The organism is Calyptranema fuscum S582, from assembly GCF_055793305.1.
In genome coordinates, this window is the sequence record NZ_JBSLYH010000010.1 from 130,950 (window position 1) to 151,928 (window position 20,979).

Annotated in this window: 10 protein-coding genes; 6 read left to right on the forward strand and 4 right to left on the reverse strand. The window is 45.6% G+C overall.

Annotated features, from left to right (window positions below; translation table 11 throughout):
- The first annotated feature begins 121 nt into the window (after positions 1–121).
- On the forward strand, positions 122–2,662 hold the full coding sequence (locus ACR6Z4_RS09500) for a PAS domain S-box protein (RefSeq protein WP_479717015.1): 2,541 nt from the start codon (positions 122–124) through the stop codon (positions 2,660–2,662).
- Positions 2,663–2,691: 29 nt separating this feature from the next.
- Here ACR6Z4_RS09500 and ACR6Z4_RS09505 read toward each other — a convergent pair whose 3' ends face one another.
- Complete coding sequence (locus ACR6Z4_RS09505; RefSeq protein WP_479717016.1) at positions 2,692–3,786, reverse strand: hybrid sensor histidine kinase/response regulator; 1,095 nt, start codon at positions 3,784–3,786, stop codon at positions 2,692–2,694.
- 505 nt (positions 3,787–4,291) lie between these two features.
- Between ACR6Z4_RS09505 and ACR6Z4_RS09510 the strand changes: the two genes are divergently transcribed.
- On the forward strand, positions 4,292–5,416 hold the full coding sequence (locus ACR6Z4_RS09510) for a putative bifunctional diguanylate cyclase/phosphodiesterase (protein WP_479717017.1): 1,125 nt from the start codon (positions 4,292–4,294) through the stop codon (positions 5,414–5,416).
- A gap of 161 nt (positions 5,417–5,577) precedes the next feature.
- On the opposite strand, the gene ACR6Z4_RS09515 is transcribed toward ACR6Z4_RS09510, so the two are convergent.
- Entirely contained in the window at positions 5,578–7,884 is a 2,307-nt protein-coding gene (locus tag ACR6Z4_RS09515) for a sensor histidine kinase (RefSeq protein WP_479717018.1), read from the reverse strand.
- Positions 7,885–8,500: 616 nt separating this feature from the next.
- On the opposite strand from ACR6Z4_RS09515, the gene ACR6Z4_RS09520 reads away from it, so the two are divergent.
- The 4 genes from ACR6Z4_RS09520 to ACR6Z4_RS09535 all read left to right on the forward strand — a co-directional run bounded on the left by ACR6Z4_RS09520 (position 8,501) and on the right by ACR6Z4_RS09535 (position 16,705).
- A complete protein-coding gene (locus ACR6Z4_RS09520) occupies positions 8,501–11,281 on the forward strand; it encodes an ATP-binding protein (RefSeq protein WP_479717019.1) in 2,781 nt (926 codons plus the stop codon).
- The gene (locus ACR6Z4_RS09525; protein ID WP_479717020.1) at positions 11,278–13,881 is read left to right on the forward strand and encodes a two-component system response regulator; all 2,604 of its coding nucleotides are present in this window, start codon (positions 11,278–11,280) and stop codon (positions 13,879–13,881) included. Before ACR6Z4_RS09520 ends, ACR6Z4_RS09525 begins: the two co-directional genes overlap by 4 nt.
- Positions 13,882–14,377: 496 nt before the next feature.
- A complete protein-coding gene (ald, locus tag ACR6Z4_RS09530; RefSeq protein WP_479717021.1) occupies positions 14,378–15,460 on the forward strand; it encodes an alanine dehydrogenase in 1,083 nt (360 codons plus the stop codon).
- A 198-nt stretch (positions 15,461–15,658) separates the two neighbouring features.
- Positions 15,659–16,705: a hypothetical protein gene (locus ACR6Z4_RS09535; RefSeq protein ID WP_479717022.1), complete on the forward strand. Its 1,047-nt coding sequence runs from the start codon at positions 15,659–15,661 to the stop codon at positions 16,703–16,705.
- Between the two features lie 33 nt (positions 16,706–16,738).
- Here the strand turns inward: ACR6Z4_RS09535 and ACR6Z4_RS09540 are convergent, their stop codons facing one another.
- Together ACR6Z4_RS09540 and ACR6Z4_RS09545 are read right to left on the reverse strand one after the other, a co-directional pair.
- Entirely contained in the window at positions 16,739–17,809 is a 1,071-nt protein-coding gene (locus tag ACR6Z4_RS09540) for a hybrid sensor histidine kinase/response regulator (protein ID WP_479717023.1), read from the reverse strand.
- Complete coding sequence (locus tag ACR6Z4_RS09545; RefSeq protein ID WP_479717024.1) at positions 17,806–20,799, reverse strand: response regulator; 2,994 nt, start codon at positions 20,797–20,799, stop codon at positions 17,806–17,808. Before ACR6Z4_RS09545 ends, ACR6Z4_RS09540 begins: the two co-directional genes overlap by 4 nt.
- Positions 20,800–20,979: the final 180 nt, after the last annotated feature.

Sequence of the window (20,979 nt, forward strand, 5' to 3'; positions counted from 1 at the left end):
ATGACGTACACGGTTGTTGAGAGAGAGCCGCGCGGAGCGCGGCTCTCTCTCAACAACTGTAATCTCTCCAGTCACGAAGCGCTATAAATCACTTTAAAACAAAGCACCAGGAATGCCTTCCATGTCTCTCTTGCCGGACAACATGACGATCTTAGTGGTTGATGATAACCCGACCAATTTGGAAGTATTGCACCATGCCTTGAGTGAGGTTGGGTATGGAGTCCGGGTTGAAGTTGATGGACGGAATGCGATCGCTCAGATCAAACTCAACCCGCCCGATCTGATCTTGCTAGATGTCATGTTACCGGGAATCGATGGCTTTGAAATTTGTCGGCAAATTAAAGTCGATGTGCTAACCCAGGCTATTCCTGTCATTTTTATGTCTGCTTTGGTCGAAACCCGTGACAAAATCAAGGGCTTGAATCTAGGTGCTGTCGATTACATCACAAAACCCTTTCAAAAAGAAGAAGTATTAGCCCGCGTCCAATTACATCTGCAATTGCGTTATCTATCCCAAACGCTAGAGCAACAAAATCTTCAGCTAAAACAATTGACTGATGAATTAGAACAACGGGTCACCGAGCGAACGATTGAATTGTCGCGATCGCTGGATGAGCTAAGACGTACGCAATCGCAGCTTGAGACAGCCAATACCCGATTGGAAGAATATGCCATCACCTTAGAGCAAAAGGTAAATGAGCGAACCCAACAACTACAACAAGAGGTTCGAGAACGTCAACAAGCTGAAACAGATTTGCAGAATCTAGTTGCGGGCACTGCGTCGGTTACGGGAGATGCATTTTTCTCTGCCCTGGTTGCCCATCTGGCTAAAGCACTCGGTGTCTGTGGTGCAATCATCTCAGAAGTCAAACACGATCAATTACATCCCCTTGCGGTTTGGGCAGACGAACAACTGCAACCTACTTTTTCCTACTTATCTCAACTCACACCCTGCAATGTCGTTTTACAAGAAGGGATATATTGCTGTTCAAGCCAGGTGCAACAGCAGTTTCCGCAAGAATATGATTTGATGAACTGGCAAGTAGAAAGCTGCCTGGGTGTATCTTTGCAAGGTTCCAATCAACGCTCAATAGGTACGCTATGCATTCTGGATAACAAACCGATTGTAGAGCAAGCCCGGTTTGAAACCATTTTACGTATCTTTGCTGCCAGAGCAACAGCTGAGTTAGAGCGACAACGAGCCATGGAAGCGTTGCAAGTCCTCAATCAAGAACTGGAAGTCAGGGTTGAACAACGAACCGCAGATTTGCGTCAGAGTCAGGAATATTTACGGCAACTGACAGAGAATATTGATAGTGTCTTTTGGATGACCAATCCTGAAAAGGATGAAATCATTTATATTTCGCCTGCCTACGAACGCATTTGGGGATATCCTTCAAACACCCTGTACCATTCGCCAGAACAATGGTATCAGATGATTTATATGGAAGATCGCGATCGCATTTTGGCAGCCTTTCCTAAACAAAAGCAGGGCACTTATGATGAAGAATATCGGATTGTCCGACCCGATGGTGAAACGCGTTGGATTCGCGATCGCGCCTTTCCCATCCACAATGACTCTGGCAATATTTATCGAATTGCTGGGATTGCCGAAGATATTACGGAAGAAAAACGGATTGAAGAAACTCTAAAACTACAAAAACGGGCTATTACGGCTAGCAGTAATGGCATTGCAATTGTGGATGCACGGTTACCTGACCATCCCACTATTTTTGTGAATCCTGCTTTTGAAAAAATTACTGGCTATTCTGCCATAGAGGTCTTGGGAAGGAATTGTCGATTTTTGCAAGGATTAGAATCGGGTCAAGTCGAGTTGGAAAAACTGCGTTATGCCTTAAAAATGGGACAGAGTTGCACTGTAAGCTTGCGTAACTATCGCAAAGATGGCAGTTTATTTTGGAATGAACTGACGATTTCCCCCATTCATGATGAGCAGGGAATTTTAACCCACTACATCGGCATTCAAACAGATATTAGCGATCGCAAACGAGCCGAAGAACAACTGAAGTCTTCCTTACAGGAAAAAGAACTGTTACTCAAAGAAATTCACCATCGCGTTAAAAATAACTTGTTAGTTGTATCAAGTCTATTAGATTGGCAAGCTGACCATATCGAAAATCCTATTGTTACTAGAATTTTTGAGGAAAGTCAGCACCGCATTCAATCAATGGCATTGATTCATGAAAAGTTATATCAATCTGCAAATTTAGAACGAATCGACTTTGGTGAATATCTTGAAACCCTCGTCAACCAACTGTTCTTTTCATTTGACCTGAGTGAGGAAAGAATAAACCTTCGTTTCGAACTAGAACCCATTTTACTCAATATTGAAACGGCTACTCCCTGTGGACTCATTGTCAGTGAACTGATTGCGAATGCATTTGAACATGCGTTTCCTAATAATAAAGAGGGACAGCTAACGCTAAAACTAACCCAACAAAACCAGCGGATAACAATCAGCATTCAAGATAATGGCATTGGGTTTCCAGAGCATTTAGACTTTCACCATACGGAATCATTTGGGTTTCAATTAGTCAATTTATTAACCAAACAGTTGCAGGGCACGATCGAGATTGTTAGCCAGCAAGGGACAACATTCCATCTAACCTTTTCAGAGTTGATATACCGCAAGCGCATATAAGGCTTCTACTCCAACATTTCCAACATTTTCTAGGCGGTCGGCAAGCTAAAACTAACCGTAGTCTGGGGTTCAGCAGTACTCTGAATGCTCAAATTTCCGCCATAGAGTCTGGCAACCCGTTGGGCGATCGCCAATCCTAAACCTGAGCCTTGTTGCTCATAAAGATTGCGATCAAACTGAGTATATGCTCCAATGCTCTCAATTTGAGCAGTTGTCATCCCCCTACCCTGATCAATCACTCGAATCGTAAAACAGTCATTATCTACTGAGCAACAGATATGCACAGGAGTTCCAGCCTGGGAAAACTTAAAAGAATTAGAAATGATTTCCTCAATTGCCTTACAAAATAGCTCTATTGAAATTCGAATCGGGGCTTGCTGCAACTCCAATTTCAAATCTGGTTCTCGCTGCGATTTTTTAGCACAATTCTGAGCAATTTCCAAAATGACGTACTGTGGATGTTCTAGGATTAGCACAGGTTTTAGAGGTTTGTTGAAGTTGGGTGTTTTATCAATAATTTCAAGCTGGGCATAGAGCAAAAAATTCTCTACTAAGTGGTGTAACCGTTCGGCTGATGAATAAACGGTTTGCAACAGCTCAATCACTTCTTCAGAGTCTAGGTCATGAAAATGTTCCATTAATAAACTAGTCATGCCTAAAATGCCATGGAGTGGGGTATTCAGTTCATGGGGCAAACTGCTAGAAATTTGTATTCTCAGATCATCCAAATTTTTCTGGATTTGCCGTTTCGTAAAATCTCTCTTCTCAAGCTGCGTAGAAATTGCTTTGAGTAATTCTGAATCCGTAAAGGGCTTAGTCAGGTAGTCATTCGCTCCTAACTCCATCCCCAACCGCACATTTTTTCGTTCGCCTTTAGCTGTCATCAAAATCAAGGGTAGCATCGCCGTTTCAGGTTCTTCCCGCACCATTGAAAGCACGCTAAAGCCATCTAGCTTTGGCATATCAACATCGCAAAGAACGAGATCAGGACGGTTTTCCTTCAGTTGTTTGACCCCCTGAATTCCATCTTCCGCAATGTCCACTTGAAACCCATGAATTTCTAAAATTTGTTGAACGATGCTACGAAGATCGGGTTCATCTTCAATAATTAGAATTTTGTTCATCTCACGCTGTTTGATTGCATCTACCTTGTTTTCAAGATAAATGAAAAATATGAAAAACTTGGGAAGATGATGCCTCTTTTTAGCTGACTTGATTTCTTCACAACTTTTTCATTTTTAGGCTCTAAATTAATGGACATAACACGATGCTCTCAGAATCAAGCCGTTGCTGGGTTAAGAAGTTGTGCGGAGTGCCGTGTCTTTATGGATCAATCGTTCAGATAGTCTCGACAAGATGTAGCAATACTCAATGGCATAAAGTACAAATTTTGAGAGAGCCGCGTGAAGCGCGGCTTTCTTAACCACCGCACTCTATTCCAGGCACAAGTGCTATAGGCTCTACAAGGGGTAGACGGAACTCTGTCTCTACAAGCACGTACAGCCCTATTTTTTGATTCTGCTCACCTTGAAAGAGCATTGGTGTTCCCCATCGAGAAACTCCGGTTCTCAAACTAGATGGGTGTGAACTTCATCAATCGTTGCTCTTGTCATCTACCTCTAGCCAATCATGTCAAAACTAACTGATACCCGATTTATGCAAGCACTTATGCACCACTCATCAACGGTTGCGGTATTTGAAAGTGAGTTAAAAATGGCTAGAGAGTTTCAAGAGCAATTATCTCAACCTATCAGCTCGATTCAAGCGGCTTTAGAACTGTTGATGCTGGAGTCACAAGAAGGATTATCTGACAAAGCCCAACAGCTTCTGGCAATTGCCCTCAACAACACAGAGCACCTTGGAAAACTGATTCAAGACTTAAACCAAACCCTACCATCACCAACTATTTCCGGGGCTCAGGCAGATTTTGACCACGCAACTACTACCAAGAATTATCTGCAAACAATTTCCCGCATCCAGCTCGAAACCGACTTCAAATTAGCATTACAACGGCAAGAGTTTTTTCTCTGCTACCAACCCATCGTTTTACTGGCTACGGGTGAGTTGAAAGGGGTAGAAGTGTTAGTTCGCTGGCGACATCCAGAACGGGGTTTACTTTCTCCTGCTGAATTTATTCCCTTTGCCGAAGAAACAGGGTTGATTATTCCATTAACCCGGTGGATTCTTCATTCTGCCTGTACTCAACTGCGGCTGTGGCACCAGCAGTTTCCTAGCAATCCTCTGTTATCGATAAGCATCAATATTTCTGCTCAGCACTTTTCTCATCCATCATTGCTCAAAGATATCCAACAGATTCTAGAACAGACGGGGCTTGACCCCATTAGTCTAAAGCTGGAAATTACAGAAAGTGCCATTATGCAAGACCCAGTAGCAGTCACTCAGGTGCTGCATTGTTTGAAAGATATGGATGTGCAAACGTATTTAGATGATTTTGGCACAGGATATTCGTCTCTGGCGTATTTGTGCCAGTTTCCGATTGATACTCTCAAAATTGACCGTTCATTTATTTCTGGGATTACGGCTGACTCTGAGCACCTAAAAATTATTCGCTCTATCTTACAGATGGCATGGAACTTAGGGATGAACGTAGTTGCCGAAGGAATCGAAACAAAAGACCAGTTGGCATGTTTGCGGGCACTTAAATGTGACTATGGGCAGGGGTTTTTGTTCTCGCCGCCTGCTAATGCCCAATATTTTGAAGATCGGTGGTTGCGATCACCATCTATAAGCTGAAAACATTCCAGAATGCATAGACTCAATCAAAAATTTTGCACCATCAGCAATGCCTGAACTGATTACGGTTTTTGTGGGAGAGCCGCGCGGAGCGAGGCTCTCCCACAACACTTGTATTTCACACCCAAACTGGCACTTTATTAAACCGCAGATCCCGATCATTATGGGGATCTGCGCGATTGAGTCTGTTGGTGAATCGGAATTTGAATCATAAATTCTGTGCCCTCTCCAGGTTTAGAGACGCAGTCTAACCGACCATTGTGTTTTTCTGCAATGATTTGATAGCTAATTGACATCCCCATCCCGGTTCCTTTACCAACGGGTTTGGTTGTGAAAAAAGGTTCAAACAAACGTTGACGAGCGGCGGCTGATAGTCCACAGCCATTATCGGCGATCGCAATCTCTACCCAATGGTCATCTATCACATGGGTACGAATTACAATCACAGGGAATAGCTCCAGATGTTCGCTCATTTTTTCTTCTAACGCATCAATGGCGTTGGCTAACAGATTCATAAAAACCTGGTTGAGCAGACCCGGATAGCATTCTACTAACGGTAAAGAATCATAAGCTCTAATAACTTCAATTTCCGGACGTTCTGGTCTGGCTTTGAGGCGATGCTGCAAAATCATTAAGGTACTATCAATGCCTTCATGAATATGAACTGTTTTGAATTCAGCTTCATCCAACCGCGAAAAGTTGCGCAGGGATAGAACAATTTGACGAATGCGATCGGTGCCGATGCGCATAGACCGTAGAGTTTTAGGCAGATCTTCTTGTAAAAATACAAAATCGATCGCCTTTGCTTGTTGTTGAATCGCTGGAGCAGGATTAGGATAGTGAGCTTGATAGATCTGTACGAAGTTCATCAAGTCTTGCATGTAATTATCCAGGTGGCTGAGATTGCCATGAATAAAATTAACCGGATTATTAATTTCATGGGCAACACCTGCGACCAGTTGCCCCAAGCTCGACATTTTTTCGGCTTGTAGCATCTGAGATTGGGTGCGTTGAAGTTGTTTTAAGGTGGCTTCTAAATCTAGTCTTTTCTCATTTAACTCTTGAGTTCTTTCAAAAACTTTTTGTTCTAATGTCTGGCTATATACCTCTAATTCTTGGGTTCGGTCATTTACCTTCTGTTCTAAGGTTTGGCTATACGTCTCTAATTCTTTTTTTGCTTCTGCTTGTTCATGCAATAATGCTTGCACTCGTTGCAGCAGTTGATTAAAAGTGTTTGCTAATAAGCTGACTTCATCATCCTGAGAGCTGACTCTGGCTTGAACTGTAAAATCTGCCTTCTCTGTTGCTTGTTGGGCAATCAGTGCCAGGTTGTTGATTGGAGCCGATAGGGCACGGGAAAAGCGTAGCGTTACCCCGGTCGCAATAATACCTAAACCCAGAAAAAACAACCCAAATATTGATGCTAGTTGGTAGCCATCACTCCGAATCTGTGTCAGGGTGACGGAAGTTACAGCAACCCAATTGGTATCTGGAATCGTTGCCAGAGTATATTGGCGATCGCCATCTACCCAGGATGCCATGCGAATTCTGTCAGGGGGTGTTGTCGTTGTTTTAGAATAGTTCAGCAATGCCGTTGCCTGTTGCACAATACTAGCTTTACCCAAGATTTCTTGAGATGCGGTAATACCTTGTGCATCAATGGTGGCGATCGCCGTGATCGACTCTCCTAAGGCTACAATTTGCAGTTGTTCAGAGCCACTTAATTGCAAATTTTGCAGCTCTCGTTTTAAATATTCCAACTGAGCCGCATCATACCCCCCCTTCAAAACCCCCAAAAATTCCCCAGAGTTTGGATCAACAATTGCTTCAATAATTTCAATCGTGACGGTTTGACTCGATTGATCAAACCCCGGCACCCCAATCCATTGCCGTTGTTGTTTACCCGCCAACCACCAGGCTTCATCGCGTTGCACAAAATCGCTGGTGGCTTGATTGTAGGCAATATTCAAACCATGCTGCTCGGTAAAAAAGATTTCCGCAAACTTGCCAAGGTGAGCAATATTTTCTAAATAGTTATTTAAAACAACGTTAGGGTTTAAAAGTTTGGTATCTGCAAATTGTGATTCTACTTGTTCAATCGGTAAATCTTGAAGGTGTTGCGATTCTACAGTCTGTGTGCCCTGTCGTATGGCGTCTAGAATGGAAGGATTGGTTGCAACTGTTGCCAGCAAGGTCAGTTTGCTTTGCAGATCTTTGTGGGTCAGTTCAGCTGTGACGATCGATAGATTGTGTAACCTTAATTTGGCTTGCTGAGCTGTCCGTTGATAAGTAAGAACGGCACTCAATCCACCAGCAATAAGCAATGGCAGCAACCCAATCGGTAAAAAAGTCGTTAGCAATTTTCGCTGAAGTGGTTTTGCCAACTTATTCGATTTGGCGATAGGTTTAGCCTGAATAAACCTCATAGATTGATCATCTAAATCATCTAAACGGGATTGCAGCACCATAAAATAAAGGGTTAGAGTCCATCGATTTGCCAATCAGCATGATGCTGTTTAAATGCCAGGTGAGTTGAGCATGGAAGCAATCTCATGATTCATAAATGGCGATCGCTCCTTTAGGATCACAAATGAATTAAAATCCGGACGTTTATGTTTGGAAGCGCGGCTCCGTCTCGCTTCCAAACATAAATCTTCAGTTTTATTCAATCCACAATCCTTAAGAGTTTTAATCATGATGAATTTGCTTCAAGGGTCTACTCCAAAAGAGATAGTGCTGAATCCTGATATGAATTTGTCGGTGAACCCGAAGGGTTCACCGACAAATTCATACCAAAACCAGAAACGTCTATCCTTGAGTTTTACATTTACAGCCATTTTTAATTGCTTAAACCACAGATTTTTTGTTGCACGGGCGTCGCCCGCACGACAAAAAATTATTACTTTTTTAGGACTATCACCTAACTTAATCAAGAATTGTGGAAATCATGTGAAAAGACGGAACTGAATCCTCTGGATCATAGGGGTTAATCTATGCTAAGAGTTTGCCTCATCTAGCATTGAAGGTGTTATAGCTAGTAACATCAGGAACTCATGTGTTAGCAGTCCTGTTGAACCTTTCGCTATGAAAATTCCCTTACGCCTGCTGCTAATTTTGCCCTTCATTTTAGAAATTACAGCAGCAGTTGGATTGACAGGTTGGCTTTCGCTCCGCAATGGGCAAAGAGCGGTGAATAACGTCGTTTCTCAGCTTGAACAAGAAGTAACCAACCGAATTCAATCTCAACTGGATCTCTATCTCTCAACTCCCCATCGGATTAATCGGATTAATGCCGAATTGTTTCGTTTGGGGTTACTCAGTTTTGATCAACAATCAGTTTTTGAGCGTTATTTCTGGTATCAGATTCAAGAGTTTGACCAGACGAGCTATATCTATGTCAGCAGCGAAACGGGAGGCTTCTGGACGGCTCATCGTGAGTCGGTCAATGGTCCCATTACTTATTACGTTACCGATCGCCCTGGCGATGGGGTGATGGATCATTACACCGTGAATGATCGGGGTCAACGAGGCACTTTATTAGACACCACGTTAGACTATGACCCTCGCACCAGAGGCTGGTACAAAGATGCTGTGCAAGCCGGTAAGGCTCGCTGGACTGATGTTTATCAAGTGGTTCCAGAATTGACCCTGTTGATTAGTGCCAATCAACCACTTTACGATGCCTCAGGAAAGCTCATAGGCGTATTGGGGGTCGATCTCGTGCTATCGGATATCAGTAGTTTCCTCAGTACGCTCAAAATTGGTAAGACAGGGCAGGCATTTTTAATTGAACGAAATCAGGCGTTGATTGCCAGTTCGACCCAAGAAAATCCGTTTATCCGATCCAATGAAGAGAAGGCTGAAGAGCGGTTGAATGCTGCCAACAGTAGCAATGTTATGACGGCATCGGCGACACAATATTTAGCAGACCAATTTCATGGCTTGTCTGCGATCGCCCAATCGCATCAACTCATGTTTCGGCATCATCATCAAAATTATTTTGTCCAGGTAACACCGATTCAAGACGACTTGGGAATTGATTGGTTGCTGGTCGTCGTGGTGCCCGAATCCGACTTTATGGGGCAGATTCGTGAGAATACCCAGACCACTATTGGCTTATGTGCGATCGCTCTGATCGTAGCAACTGGCTTGGGGATTTTGACAGCTCGCTGGATTGCGCGCCCCATCGGGCAACTCAGCCGCCAATCCCAACAAATTACTGCCGACCTAAAAACTCCTGAAGCCTACAGTAGCCTGACAACCCTGGTTGAGCAACCCATGCAGTCCAGTTCCATTGGGGAAGTCTCTACCCTCTCCCTCTCCTTTCACCGCATGGCAGAAGAACTGAATCGTGCCTTTCAAGATCTGCAACAAACCAACGTCGAGTTAGAAGACCGGGTGCAAAAACGCACCATCGATCTAGAGAAAGCCAAAGAACAAGCCGAAGCAGCTAATCGTGCCAAAAGCATGTTTTTAGCCAATATGAGCCACGAGTTACGAACCCCCTTAAATGCAATTTTGGGCTTTGTCCAACTGATGAATCGTTCTGCCGCATCGGCACAGACTGAGCGGGAATATTTGGGGGTGATTAACCACAGTGCAGAACATTTACTGGACTTGATTAACGATGTTTTGGATTTGTCCAAGTTAGAAGTGGGCAGGATGACGCTCAATCTCAGTAATTTTGATCTCTATGCTCTCCTGACTCAGATGTACGAACTGTTTTATCCGCGAGGAGAAGCCAAAAATGTACAGTTGCAAGTGTTATGGGAAGACGACGTTGCTCAATACATTCGCAGCGACGAGAAAAAGATGCGTCAGATCCTGATCAACTTACTAGGTAATGCGATTAAATTTACACATACGGGTAGCATTACGGTCCATGTTCAATCTATTCCGGAGCCGCTACAAAAAGGGGATAATACTGCCGCCTCACCTGCTCGAACCTGGCTGCAAATTGGGGTGCAAGACACGGGCATTGGAATTGCACCCGACCATCTGGAAAGCATCTTTGAATCGTTTAATCAGGCTCAGCCCGGAGAGAGCGGTACCGGCTTGGGGCTGACGATTAGCCGCCAGTTTGCCCAGTTGATGGGCGGAAATTTAACCGTCCAGAGCCAGCCGGGGCAGGGGGCAACGTTTACGTTAGAGATTCCGATCGAACCCGTTGCCGCATCTGAGGTCATCGCCAAAGCCTCTACTCATCGAGTCGTTGCCCTGGCGGCAGGACAACCGACCTACCGGATTTTGGTCGCCGACGATCGCTGGACTAACCGACAATTTCTTGTAAAGTTATTAACTCCATTAGGGTTTGAGGTGCGCGAAGCCAATAACGGACAGGAAGCGTTAGATGTGTGGCGCGAGTGGCATCCTCATCTGATCTGGATGGATATGCGAATGCCTGTGATGGACGGCTATGAGGCAACTCAGCAGATCAAAGCCCATCTCAATGGGCAAGCAACGGTGGTAATTGCCCTGACAGCCAGCGTGTTTGAGGAAGAACGAGAGATCGTCTTGGCAAAAGGATGCGATGACTTTGTACGAAAACCTGTTAAGGAAGATTTAATCTTTGCAAAATTAAGCCAGCATTTGGGTATTGTCTTTGTATACGAGGATACGCCCATGCAGACTAACTCGGCTGCATCTGCCGCTCCCCTGGACTCAAAAGCTTTGGCAGTGATGCCCTCAGACTGGCTTAATCAGCTGAAAGAAGCGGCGACCATTGCCAAGCCCGCCCCAATCTTGGCTCTGATTAGTCAGATTCCTCAGCAGGAAAACGTTTTATCGACGGAGTTGAAGCGCATGGTCAATAATTATCAATTTGCAGCCATTATTCACTTAGTGGACGCGGCAAATCAATCATGATATCCGACCTGTTTCATGGAAAAATTCCTGAAATTTTAATTGCCGATGATACCTTAGACTCTCTACGATTGTTATCTGATACTCTCTCTACATATGGGTATGAAGTTCGTAGTGTCACTAATGGGAATCTGGCATTGGCTTCAGTGCGAGCTGCACATCCAGATTTAATTTTGCTCGATATCAAAATGCCCGATCTGTCGGGCTATGAAGTTTGTCAACAGCTTAAAGCAGACCCTCAGACCCGCGATATTCCAGTCATTTTCATTAGTGCCCTGCACGAACCGTTTGATAAAGTCGAAGCTTTTAATGTTGGGGGTGTCGATTACATTACGAAACCGTTCCATATTGATGAAGTGTTGGCGCGCATTCAAAATCAACTGGCACTGAGGTTTTCGATCGCCCATATTCATCAACTCAATGCAGAACTGGAACAACGGGTACAGGAGAGAACAGCTCAGCTAGAACAGGCAAACCAATCGCTTCAGCAAGAAATTATTGAGCGCCGACAGATTGAGCAAAATCTGCGGGAGAGCGAAGCTAAATTTCGTCAGATTTCCGAGCATATTCAAGAGGTGTTTTGGTTAGCAGAATATGATCCGGCAGTGGCACAACAACCCACTGCCATTATCTACACGAGTCCTGCCTATGAAACGATTTGGGGGCGCACCCGCGAAGCACTTTATAAGAATATATGGGACTGGATGGCAGGCATCCACGAAGACGATCGCCAGCGAGTTAAGCAAGCATCTTCATTGCAAACAATTCAAGGGGGGTATGACGAAGAATATCGGGTGGTTCGTCCCGATGGTTCGATCCGCTGGATTCGCGATCGCGGGTTTCCAATTTACAATGCCGATGGGTTGGTGTATCGAGTGGCGGGTATTGCCGAAGACATTACGGCTCGAAAACAAGCAGAATTAGAGCGCGATCGCTTTTTCAATCTATCCCTGGATCTGCTGTTTATTGCAAATCACAAAGGTAAATTCAATCGCCTCAATCCGGCATGGGAAGAACTGTTGGGCTATACCGATCAAGATCTACTGGGTCAATCGTTTTGGTTACTGATTCATCCAGACGATCAGCCGATTGCCCAGAGTGCTCGACAACTTTTGAAGCTAGGAGATGATGTCAATACGCTCGAAATGCGCTGTCGTTGCAAGGATGGGTCTTATCTGTGGATTGCCTGGAATGCCGTACCGTTTCCGCAAGAAAATTTGATCTACGGTGCCGGACGCAATATCTCCCAACGCAAAGAATCTGAAGCCCGATTGGTGCATGAAACGCTGCATGATTCGTTGACCGGATTGTCGAATCGAGCCTGCTTTATGGAACGGTTGGCGATCGCCATCAAAAAAAGTCATCGTCAGCCGGATGGTTTCTTTGCCGTCCTGTTTATTGATCTGGATGATTTTAAGCGCATCAATGATACGCTGGGGCACTTGATTGGCGATCAGTTGCTGATTCGAATTTCGCAAATCTTAAAGGAAGCTGTACGAGAAGTCGATTCGGTGGCTCGCTTGGGCGGGGATGAATTTACGATTTTGCTGGAAGAAGTACAAAATTTAAAAGAAGTATTGACCATTGCAGAACGAATTCAAGAAAAGCTCAAATCATCCTTTCGTCTGGGCTACCACGAGATCTTTACCAGTGCCAGCATTGGCATTGTTTTTGGCACACCCAGCTATTATGAAGTCGCCGATATTGTGCGAGATGCTGACATTGCTATGTATCGAGCGAAAGCCAATGGCAAAGGCTGTTATGAAGTCTTTGATCAAGCCATGTATGCCCAGACGCTGCATTTAGTGGAACTAGAAAACTATCTGCGCCATGCCATTGTCAATCAGGAATTACACCTTTACTACCAACCCATTGTTAGCCTATGGCAGGATCGGCACTTAGAAGGGTTTGAAGTCCTGTTACGGTGGCAGCATCCGCTCAAGGGCTTGATTTCTGCGTCTGAATTTATCCCAATTGCCGAAGATACAGGGTTGATTAATATCATTGGGGAATGGGTGCTACGGGCAGCCTGTGTGCAATTTGAAGTGTGGCGATCGCTTCATCCTGGGTTCGACAACTTGTATCTCAGCATCAACATTTCGGGACGACAGTTGCGAGAACCTTCTTTAATCCTGACGCTCGACCAGATTTTGCGCGATACGCAGATTCCGCCCCGGTGTTTGAAATTAGAGATTACCGAAAGCAGCCTGATTGAAAATACTCAAACTGCTGCCCAAATCTTACAAGAGATTCAACAACGCGGCATTCAAATTAGTCTGGATGATTTTGGTACCGGGTTTTCGTCACTGCGATACTTGCACCAATTTCCGATTAATGTCATCAAGATCGATCGATCGTTTGTAGAAACGATTCAACATGGCGATCGCGAACGCAGTATTATTCACTCCATCATTACACTGGCTCGGGCTTTAGATTTTGCCACCGTCGCTGAAGGGATTGAAACTTACCATCAGCTAGAACAACTGCAAGCATTGGAGTGTGAATCAGGGCAGGGATTCTTCTTTTCTCAGCCCCTCTCGCATAATCAGGTAGAAGAATTTTTGCTCCACAATCGCTTTGTCACCTTTTCATTTCCGCTATAGCCCCAATATAGCCGGACGTGAAATACAAGTTTTTATGGGAGAGCCGCGCGGAGCGCGGCTCTCCCATAAAAACCAGTTGATCCACAAGCTGGGATTATGGCGGTACGCATTAGGGTAGGACGGGGTGCAGGGGTGAAACCCCTGCGTGGGAGCACCGCCCCCACCCCTCTAATGTCCTAATACCAATCTTTTATGAAGTTGCGCCAAACTAGAACCCCCTGTAGTCCCCCTTGGCAAGGGGGACGGCGACAGCCGGGGGTTGAATAAGACGCCGCTTCACATTAAATCGGTATAACTGGATTGCGTAGAGCCATAGATATGAGCAATCATTGCAAATCGCTAACGGTGAACAGTCAGGAGATCTAAGCTAGAGATATCAATGTCTAAAGCAGTTTGTGTCTCATGCCAATTCCCTAAATTGCGGCAGTGTTGATCATCGTTCTCAGGGCGTTGCTACCCGTTCTTTAAAATCCAAATCAATCAGTTGAGGGCATCAATGGAAATTGGAGTACCGAAAGAGACTAAAGACCAAGAATTTCGGGTCGGGCTTAGTCCAGACAGTGTGAGAGTGCTGTGTGCCAGTGGACACAGCGTTTTTGTAGAAACGCAGGCAGGGATTGGGGCAGGGTTTATCGACGATGACTATGTTCAAGCAGGTGCCCAAATTGCCAAGACTGCTCAGGATGCCTGGAACCACGAATTGGTGGTCAAGGTCAAAGAGCCCTTACCATCGGAGTATCCGCTGATCCAGAAAGGGCAATTGCTCTTTACCTATCTCCATCTGGCGGCGGCGCGGGGACTGACGGAACATTTACTCGCCTGCGGTGTAACGGCGATCGCCTATGAAACCGTTGAATTGCCCAATCGCACCCTACCCCTGCTCACCCCCATGAGCATTATTGCAGGGCGATTATCGGTGCAATTTGGTGCCCGTTTCTTAGAACGTCAGCAAGGCGGACGGGGTGTTTTGTTGGGCGGAGTTCCTGGCGTGCGTCCTGGTAAGGTCGTGATTTTAGGCGGTGGTATCGTAGGTACCGAGGCAGCCAAAATGGCGATCGGGCTGGGTGCCCAGGTTCAGATCTTTGATATTAATGTAGAGCGCTTATCCTATCTGGAAACTCTGTTTGGGTCTAGAGTAGAACTCCTCTACAGCAGCATTCCTCAAATCGAAACAGCCGTTCCAGACGCCGATTTATTAATTGGTGCCGTCCTGGTTCCCGGTCGTAGAGCGCCAATCTTAGTGCCGCGTTCACTGGTCGAAAAAATGCGCCCCGGCTCTGTTCTCGTAGACGTAGCCGTGGATCAAGGGGGCTGTATCGAAACCCTACATCCTACCTCTCACACCCATCCCACCTATATCGAAGCCGGTGTGGTTCACTATGGGGTGCCCAATATGCCCGGAGCCGTTCCCTGGACTGCGACTCAAGCGTTAAACAATAGCACGTTGCCCTATGTCGTCAAATTGGCAAACTATGGATTTAAGGCGCTGGATATGGATGAGGCGTTGGCTAAGGGCTTAAATGTTTGCGATCGCAAACTGGTGCATCCTGCGGTGCAGCAAAGCTTCCCCGATCTGTAAACGCAAACGAAGTTATGGTTGAGAGAGCGACGGCAGAGCCATTGCTCTCTCAAACACAATGACAGATTTATGGATCTATGATCCGTAGCAATACCAAAAAAGTGGGTAGATATCCTTAAAACTACGCAGTTTTTGGACATCAGCCTGTATAGTGACGTCAGCCATTTCAGAGCAGTTGTGTTTTCTGAGGGATTTGCGATGTTATTAGACGATTGGTTAATTGCCCCACCGTTGGTTCAATCTGAAGTAGTCTCATTACCTTCAATAGCGCAGCTTTGGGCTAAAAAGTACATTCAAACCTTGGGGTTTAGCGATGCTGTTATCACCCTTGATACGGGTGATGAAAAAGCTACCCTGGTTCAAGAACTGGTCGAAAATCTTCGGTTTGCCAGCGCTCGTGCCTGGTCGCAGACCGAAACGCTACTCTCAAAAGAGCTGACTCGCCATCATGTTGTCCATCGTCTGGTCGATCCGTGGGATATTGCCAAAGATGTTCATGGGATCTATCGCAAGGCACTCTGCGCCTATGCCGACCAGGTTCCTGCTCCCCGTTTCGCAGTCTTGATCTCCGCCAGTTTAGGGAATATTCGTCGTAAATATACCGCCGTAGATCCACGGCTGATTGCGTTCGTTGCTTTGCAGTTTCATTACTGTGGTCAAGAATTGTTGTTGGAACCAATGCCCTATTGGCACCGCGCCAATCTTCAAGACTACTTCAAAGTCATTGATGACCATCTCTATATGCCATTACAACGGGCTTATAGTGCGGCTGCCCAGCATGATTATGCCAGCTCACCAGCGCTGCAAGTGGTGCGTCGATTGGTTCCTTTAAGCAGTGACATTGCCCGCAAAATTGTGGCACGGGTGATGAAGCTCTATCCCCACTATACGTGTCACTCCGGTCAACTCAATCACCCGACCGTACAAATTTCCAGCATCCGAGATGTGGAAATGTTTCAGACGTACCTCTGGGTTTGCATTCTGGAAGAAGATATCAGCATCTTGAAACAAGAGTTGTTTCCCCTATGTTTGATGCTGTATCCGGCGTTAAATGTATCGTGGGAATTAGTCCAACAAATGATTTATTTGTTAGGATGTGAGATTCAATCTCGCCTGAAATTAACCGCAGCAGACTATTATGCCCCTTACTATCAAGCCTTATATAAAATGTTTTCCCCAGAGACGTTGTTAAACGAGCCGTTTGGCGCACCGATTGAGGCAGATAAAGCTAGGGTCGGGGTTTGATGCCAACCTGCCATTAATCCTGATCGATCCTGATCAATCCAGATCAATCGTAAAAATTGCGCCTTTAGGCTCATTACTTTCTACTTTGATCTGTCCGCCATGGGCTTCGACTGCCATTTTACAAAATGCCAGACCCAACCCAATTTGCGAGGCTCCTTTCATTAAGGTGCCAATTTCATATTTTTCAAAGATGCTTTGTCGCAAATCTTCTTTGACACCGGGCCCCGAATCTGCCACTTGAATTTTGACGTGTCCTGAGGCTGCCTGTTCTAGGCGAATGACAATTTCGCTTTTGGATGGGGAAAATTTAATCGCATTTAATAGCAAGTTATCGAGAATACGACGAAACACATTAACATCAACGCTGGCAGTCCCCTGGTCGGCAATGTGAGCCGTCAGGGTCAAATTTTTCTGAGCGGCGACCGCTTCCATGTCTGCTACGGCTGACACACAAAGCTGACTGACATCCGATAGACTGCGTTGCAGGCTCATTTTTCCAGACTCTAACTTTGCCATCAGGAGCAAGGTGTCAATCATCGATTGCAATTTCTGTCCGGCTGAAATAATTTGGTCGGTTTTTTTGTTCTGGCGTTCGGGGGTATAGTCTGCCTCTTGCAAAAATGTTGCTGCCAATAAAATGCTGGTCAGTGGGTTTCTCAAGTCATGGACGATCATGCTAGAAAGTTCTTCACGCGAAGCCATTAGTTCTTGCAGATCATCATACTGATGCTTGATCCGGAGCATCGATCGCACTCTTGCGCGTAGCTCCAACCCATTCACAGGTTTAGAAAGAAAGTCGTCGGCTCCTGCTTCTAAACATTTGGCTAAATCTTCTTTTGTGCTCAGTGCTGTGACGACAATGACGGGAATGTGCTGTAACTGCGGCTGAGATTTAAATTTTTGACAGAACTCGATACCGTTCATTTGCGGCATCATGACATCCAGCAAGATCAGATCTGGCTGAAACGACTGCAATAAATCAAGGGCTTGCTGACCACCCGTGGCGTAGCTGAGGCTGTAGCCATCTGCATCTAATAACGCCTCAATCACATCAAAGTTATCGGGTTCATCATCAACAACCAAAATTGAAACGGAAGCTTTCATCGATGGTTTACCTTTCTTTTCTCTAAGAGATATTGAATTTTTTCAACTAAATGTTTAAGTTTAACGGGTTTTGTAAAATAATCGTTTGCTCCTGCATCTAAGCATTTTTCGCGATCGCCTGACATTGCCAAAGCCGTTAAGACAATAATGGGCGTATCGTCAAACTGGGGATCAGAGCGCAGTCTTTGAACCGCTTCTAAGCCATCCATGCCGGCCATCTGGACATCCATTAAGATCAGATCCGGATGAGAACTCATTGCCAGATCAATAGCAGATTGCCCATCTTTTGCCAAAATTAAACGATATCCGCGTGCCGTGAGATAGTTTGACATCGTCACAATGTTGGCTTCATTATCTTCGGCTAATAAGATTAAGCCAGACGGAGCGATCGCCTCAGGGGTTGCAACAGGATTGGGTGCCGCCGTTGTAGGCGGGGTGTCAACCTCTTTTAAATAATTAAGATGGTGTAGTGCTTTACACAACTGGTTGCGATTGATCGGTTTCACTAAATAAGCACTTGCACCCTGGGCTAACCCTTTGGTTTGCTCATCCACCACAGACGTGACTAAAACAGGGATATCTTGAGTTTGTTGATGGTGTTTGAGTTGGTGCAAAACATCCCAGCCTGAAAGCCCTGGCAACTGAAGATCGAGAATAATTAACCCCGGTTGCAATCGAATGGCTTCATCAATTGCCCCTTCTCCTCGTCCATGTAGATACGCCTGGATGCCCACCTCATTGAGATAACGAATAATTTGTTCCGCAGCTACTACTGAATCTTCGATAATCAGTGCCTGTGGCTTACGAATCGGTAGGACGCTGGTGGCTGGCGCTGACTCACCCAACGGCGGCGGCAGTAGCGTCTCCGCAGCATTGCCGATGAGATAGGGCAACCAAATCGTGAAAGAACTTCCTTCTCCCAACGTGCTTTCAACAGAAACATTACCTTGATGCAGTTCGACCAGGCGACGCACCAGGGCTAACCCTAAACCCGTCCCCGAATGTTGGCGATTTAAGCTGCTATCTACCTGAATAAAGGGTTGGAACAACTTTTTCAGATCCTCATCGGCAATGCCAATACCCGTATCGATAATCGAGATCCGAAGCATCTTCATTTGCTCTTGGGGGTGTGCGATTAGTTTAACTTTTCCTCCCTCTGGCGTAAATTTGATAGCATTACTCAGCAGATTAATCAAAACCTGGCGGATGCGACGTTCGTCCAAAACGACATCGGGCAAATTTTGGGGGATCTCGGTTGTGATCTGAATTTGCTTTTTCAGGGCTTGCTGTCGCACAAAGGTGAGGCTGGTTTCGCAGAGATAACGGACTGGAATCGGTGCGATCTGCAATTCCAGTTTGCCCGCTTCAATCTTCGATAGGTCGAGAATATCGTCAATTAATTCCAGCAGATGTTGTCCACTGCGCTCGATGGTGGCAATACTGCGTTTCTGGCGATCGCTCAAAGAACCAAATACTTCTTCTTGCAAGCCTTCTGCCATGCCCAAAATGGCGTTGAGTGGAGTCCGTAGCTCATGACTCATATTGGCAAGAAATTCATCTTTAAGTCGGGTGGCTCGGTATAACTCGGCGTTGGTCAGGGTCAGGCGTTCGTTAATTCGGTGTAGTTCATCTTCGGCACGCTTGCGATCGCTAATATCTTCGATCAGATACACCACAGACGACGGACGACCCAACGCATTAAAAATCAGCGCACTGGTGACATTAACCCAGAGCGTTGCCCCATTTTTGGCAACTGCCTGATTTTCAAACGACGCGACGGTCAGCGTGTGGTCTAACAACTGCTGAAGTTGGATGGGGCTTTCTTGTTCGGTCGCCTGAAGAATGGTGTAGATTGATTTTTGTAATAGCTCGGCAGTGGAAGAATTGACAATCGACGCCAAGCTAGCATTGACTCGGGTCAGACGCCCATCCAGGTCAGAAATGGCAATGCCCACCGGACTTTGCTCAAAAATCTGCCGAAAACGCTCTTCACTTTCTCGTAACGCTGTCGTTCGTTGCGCTACGCGCACTTCCAATTGTTGATTGAGCTGATTGAGTTGCTGCAATGCCATGTCCGCTTGTTTGCGATCGGTGATGTCGCGCACAATCACCAGCACTTCATCATCATGTAGTTTTACGATTCTTATTTCTTCCCAAACAAGAATATTTTCGACCTTGATTTCTTGTTCGTAAATTTGTAGCTCTCCAGTATCGTTTGCGCGTTGGGCATAATACATCCGACGATCGGCTAATTCTTCCGGTAAAACATCGTAAATGGATGGATTGACCAGATCGGGAGATGGATAAATGGCATGGGCTGCATCTCCACCCAAAATCTTTTGGTAGCCATGATTCACTTCCATCCAGATCATCAAATCGGGAATCGCTTGAATAATAGCTCGGGTAGTGATTTCACTGCCTGACAATGCCGATTCAGTGGGTCGAGATTCAAGTGGGTGCGCCTGGCGATCGCTCCTTCCCTCAGATACGGATGGGACAGTGCGTTCTTCAATACGTTTTTCTGTACGTTCTTCGGTACGCTCTGGTATACGGTTTTCTAAGAGTTGAGCCAGTCGCTGCTCGGCAGCGTGTAATTGCCTACGGGACTGTGCCAGTTCAATCACATACCGCAGCGATCGCTCTAATAACGCATAGGTTAGTGCAGGTTTGGGCAGATAGTCTTGCGCCCCCTGTTGCATGGCTTCTAGCCCCAACTCATCGTCATCTGTGTTGATCAACGTCACAATTGATACATCAGGAGCCGCTTGCTGTAGAGCTGCGATCGCATCGAGGTTTTGCCCAGCAGATGGGTATAAGCTCAACAAAATCACATCAATCGACTCTTGCTGACAGCGGGACACAGCGCGGTCAAGCTGCCATTCATGCACGATATGACATGGACAGTTAGGATGCTCGGTGATCAGTTCTTGCAACCGTTCGACAAACATCAAATCATCTTCGATCAGGAGAATGTGTAGCCGTGGTGACATAGAAATAATCAACAGAAAAGGGGAATTTCAATGAAATAAATTGGCTTACTCGGGTAACTTTTTACGATATGATTTAGCAACTTCTATGGTATTTTGCGGATGAGACTAAACGTTTCATCGTCAAAATTTCGTTGTCATTTAATAATGCTGATTTAAGCCTGGTACTGCCGTTCAATTTAA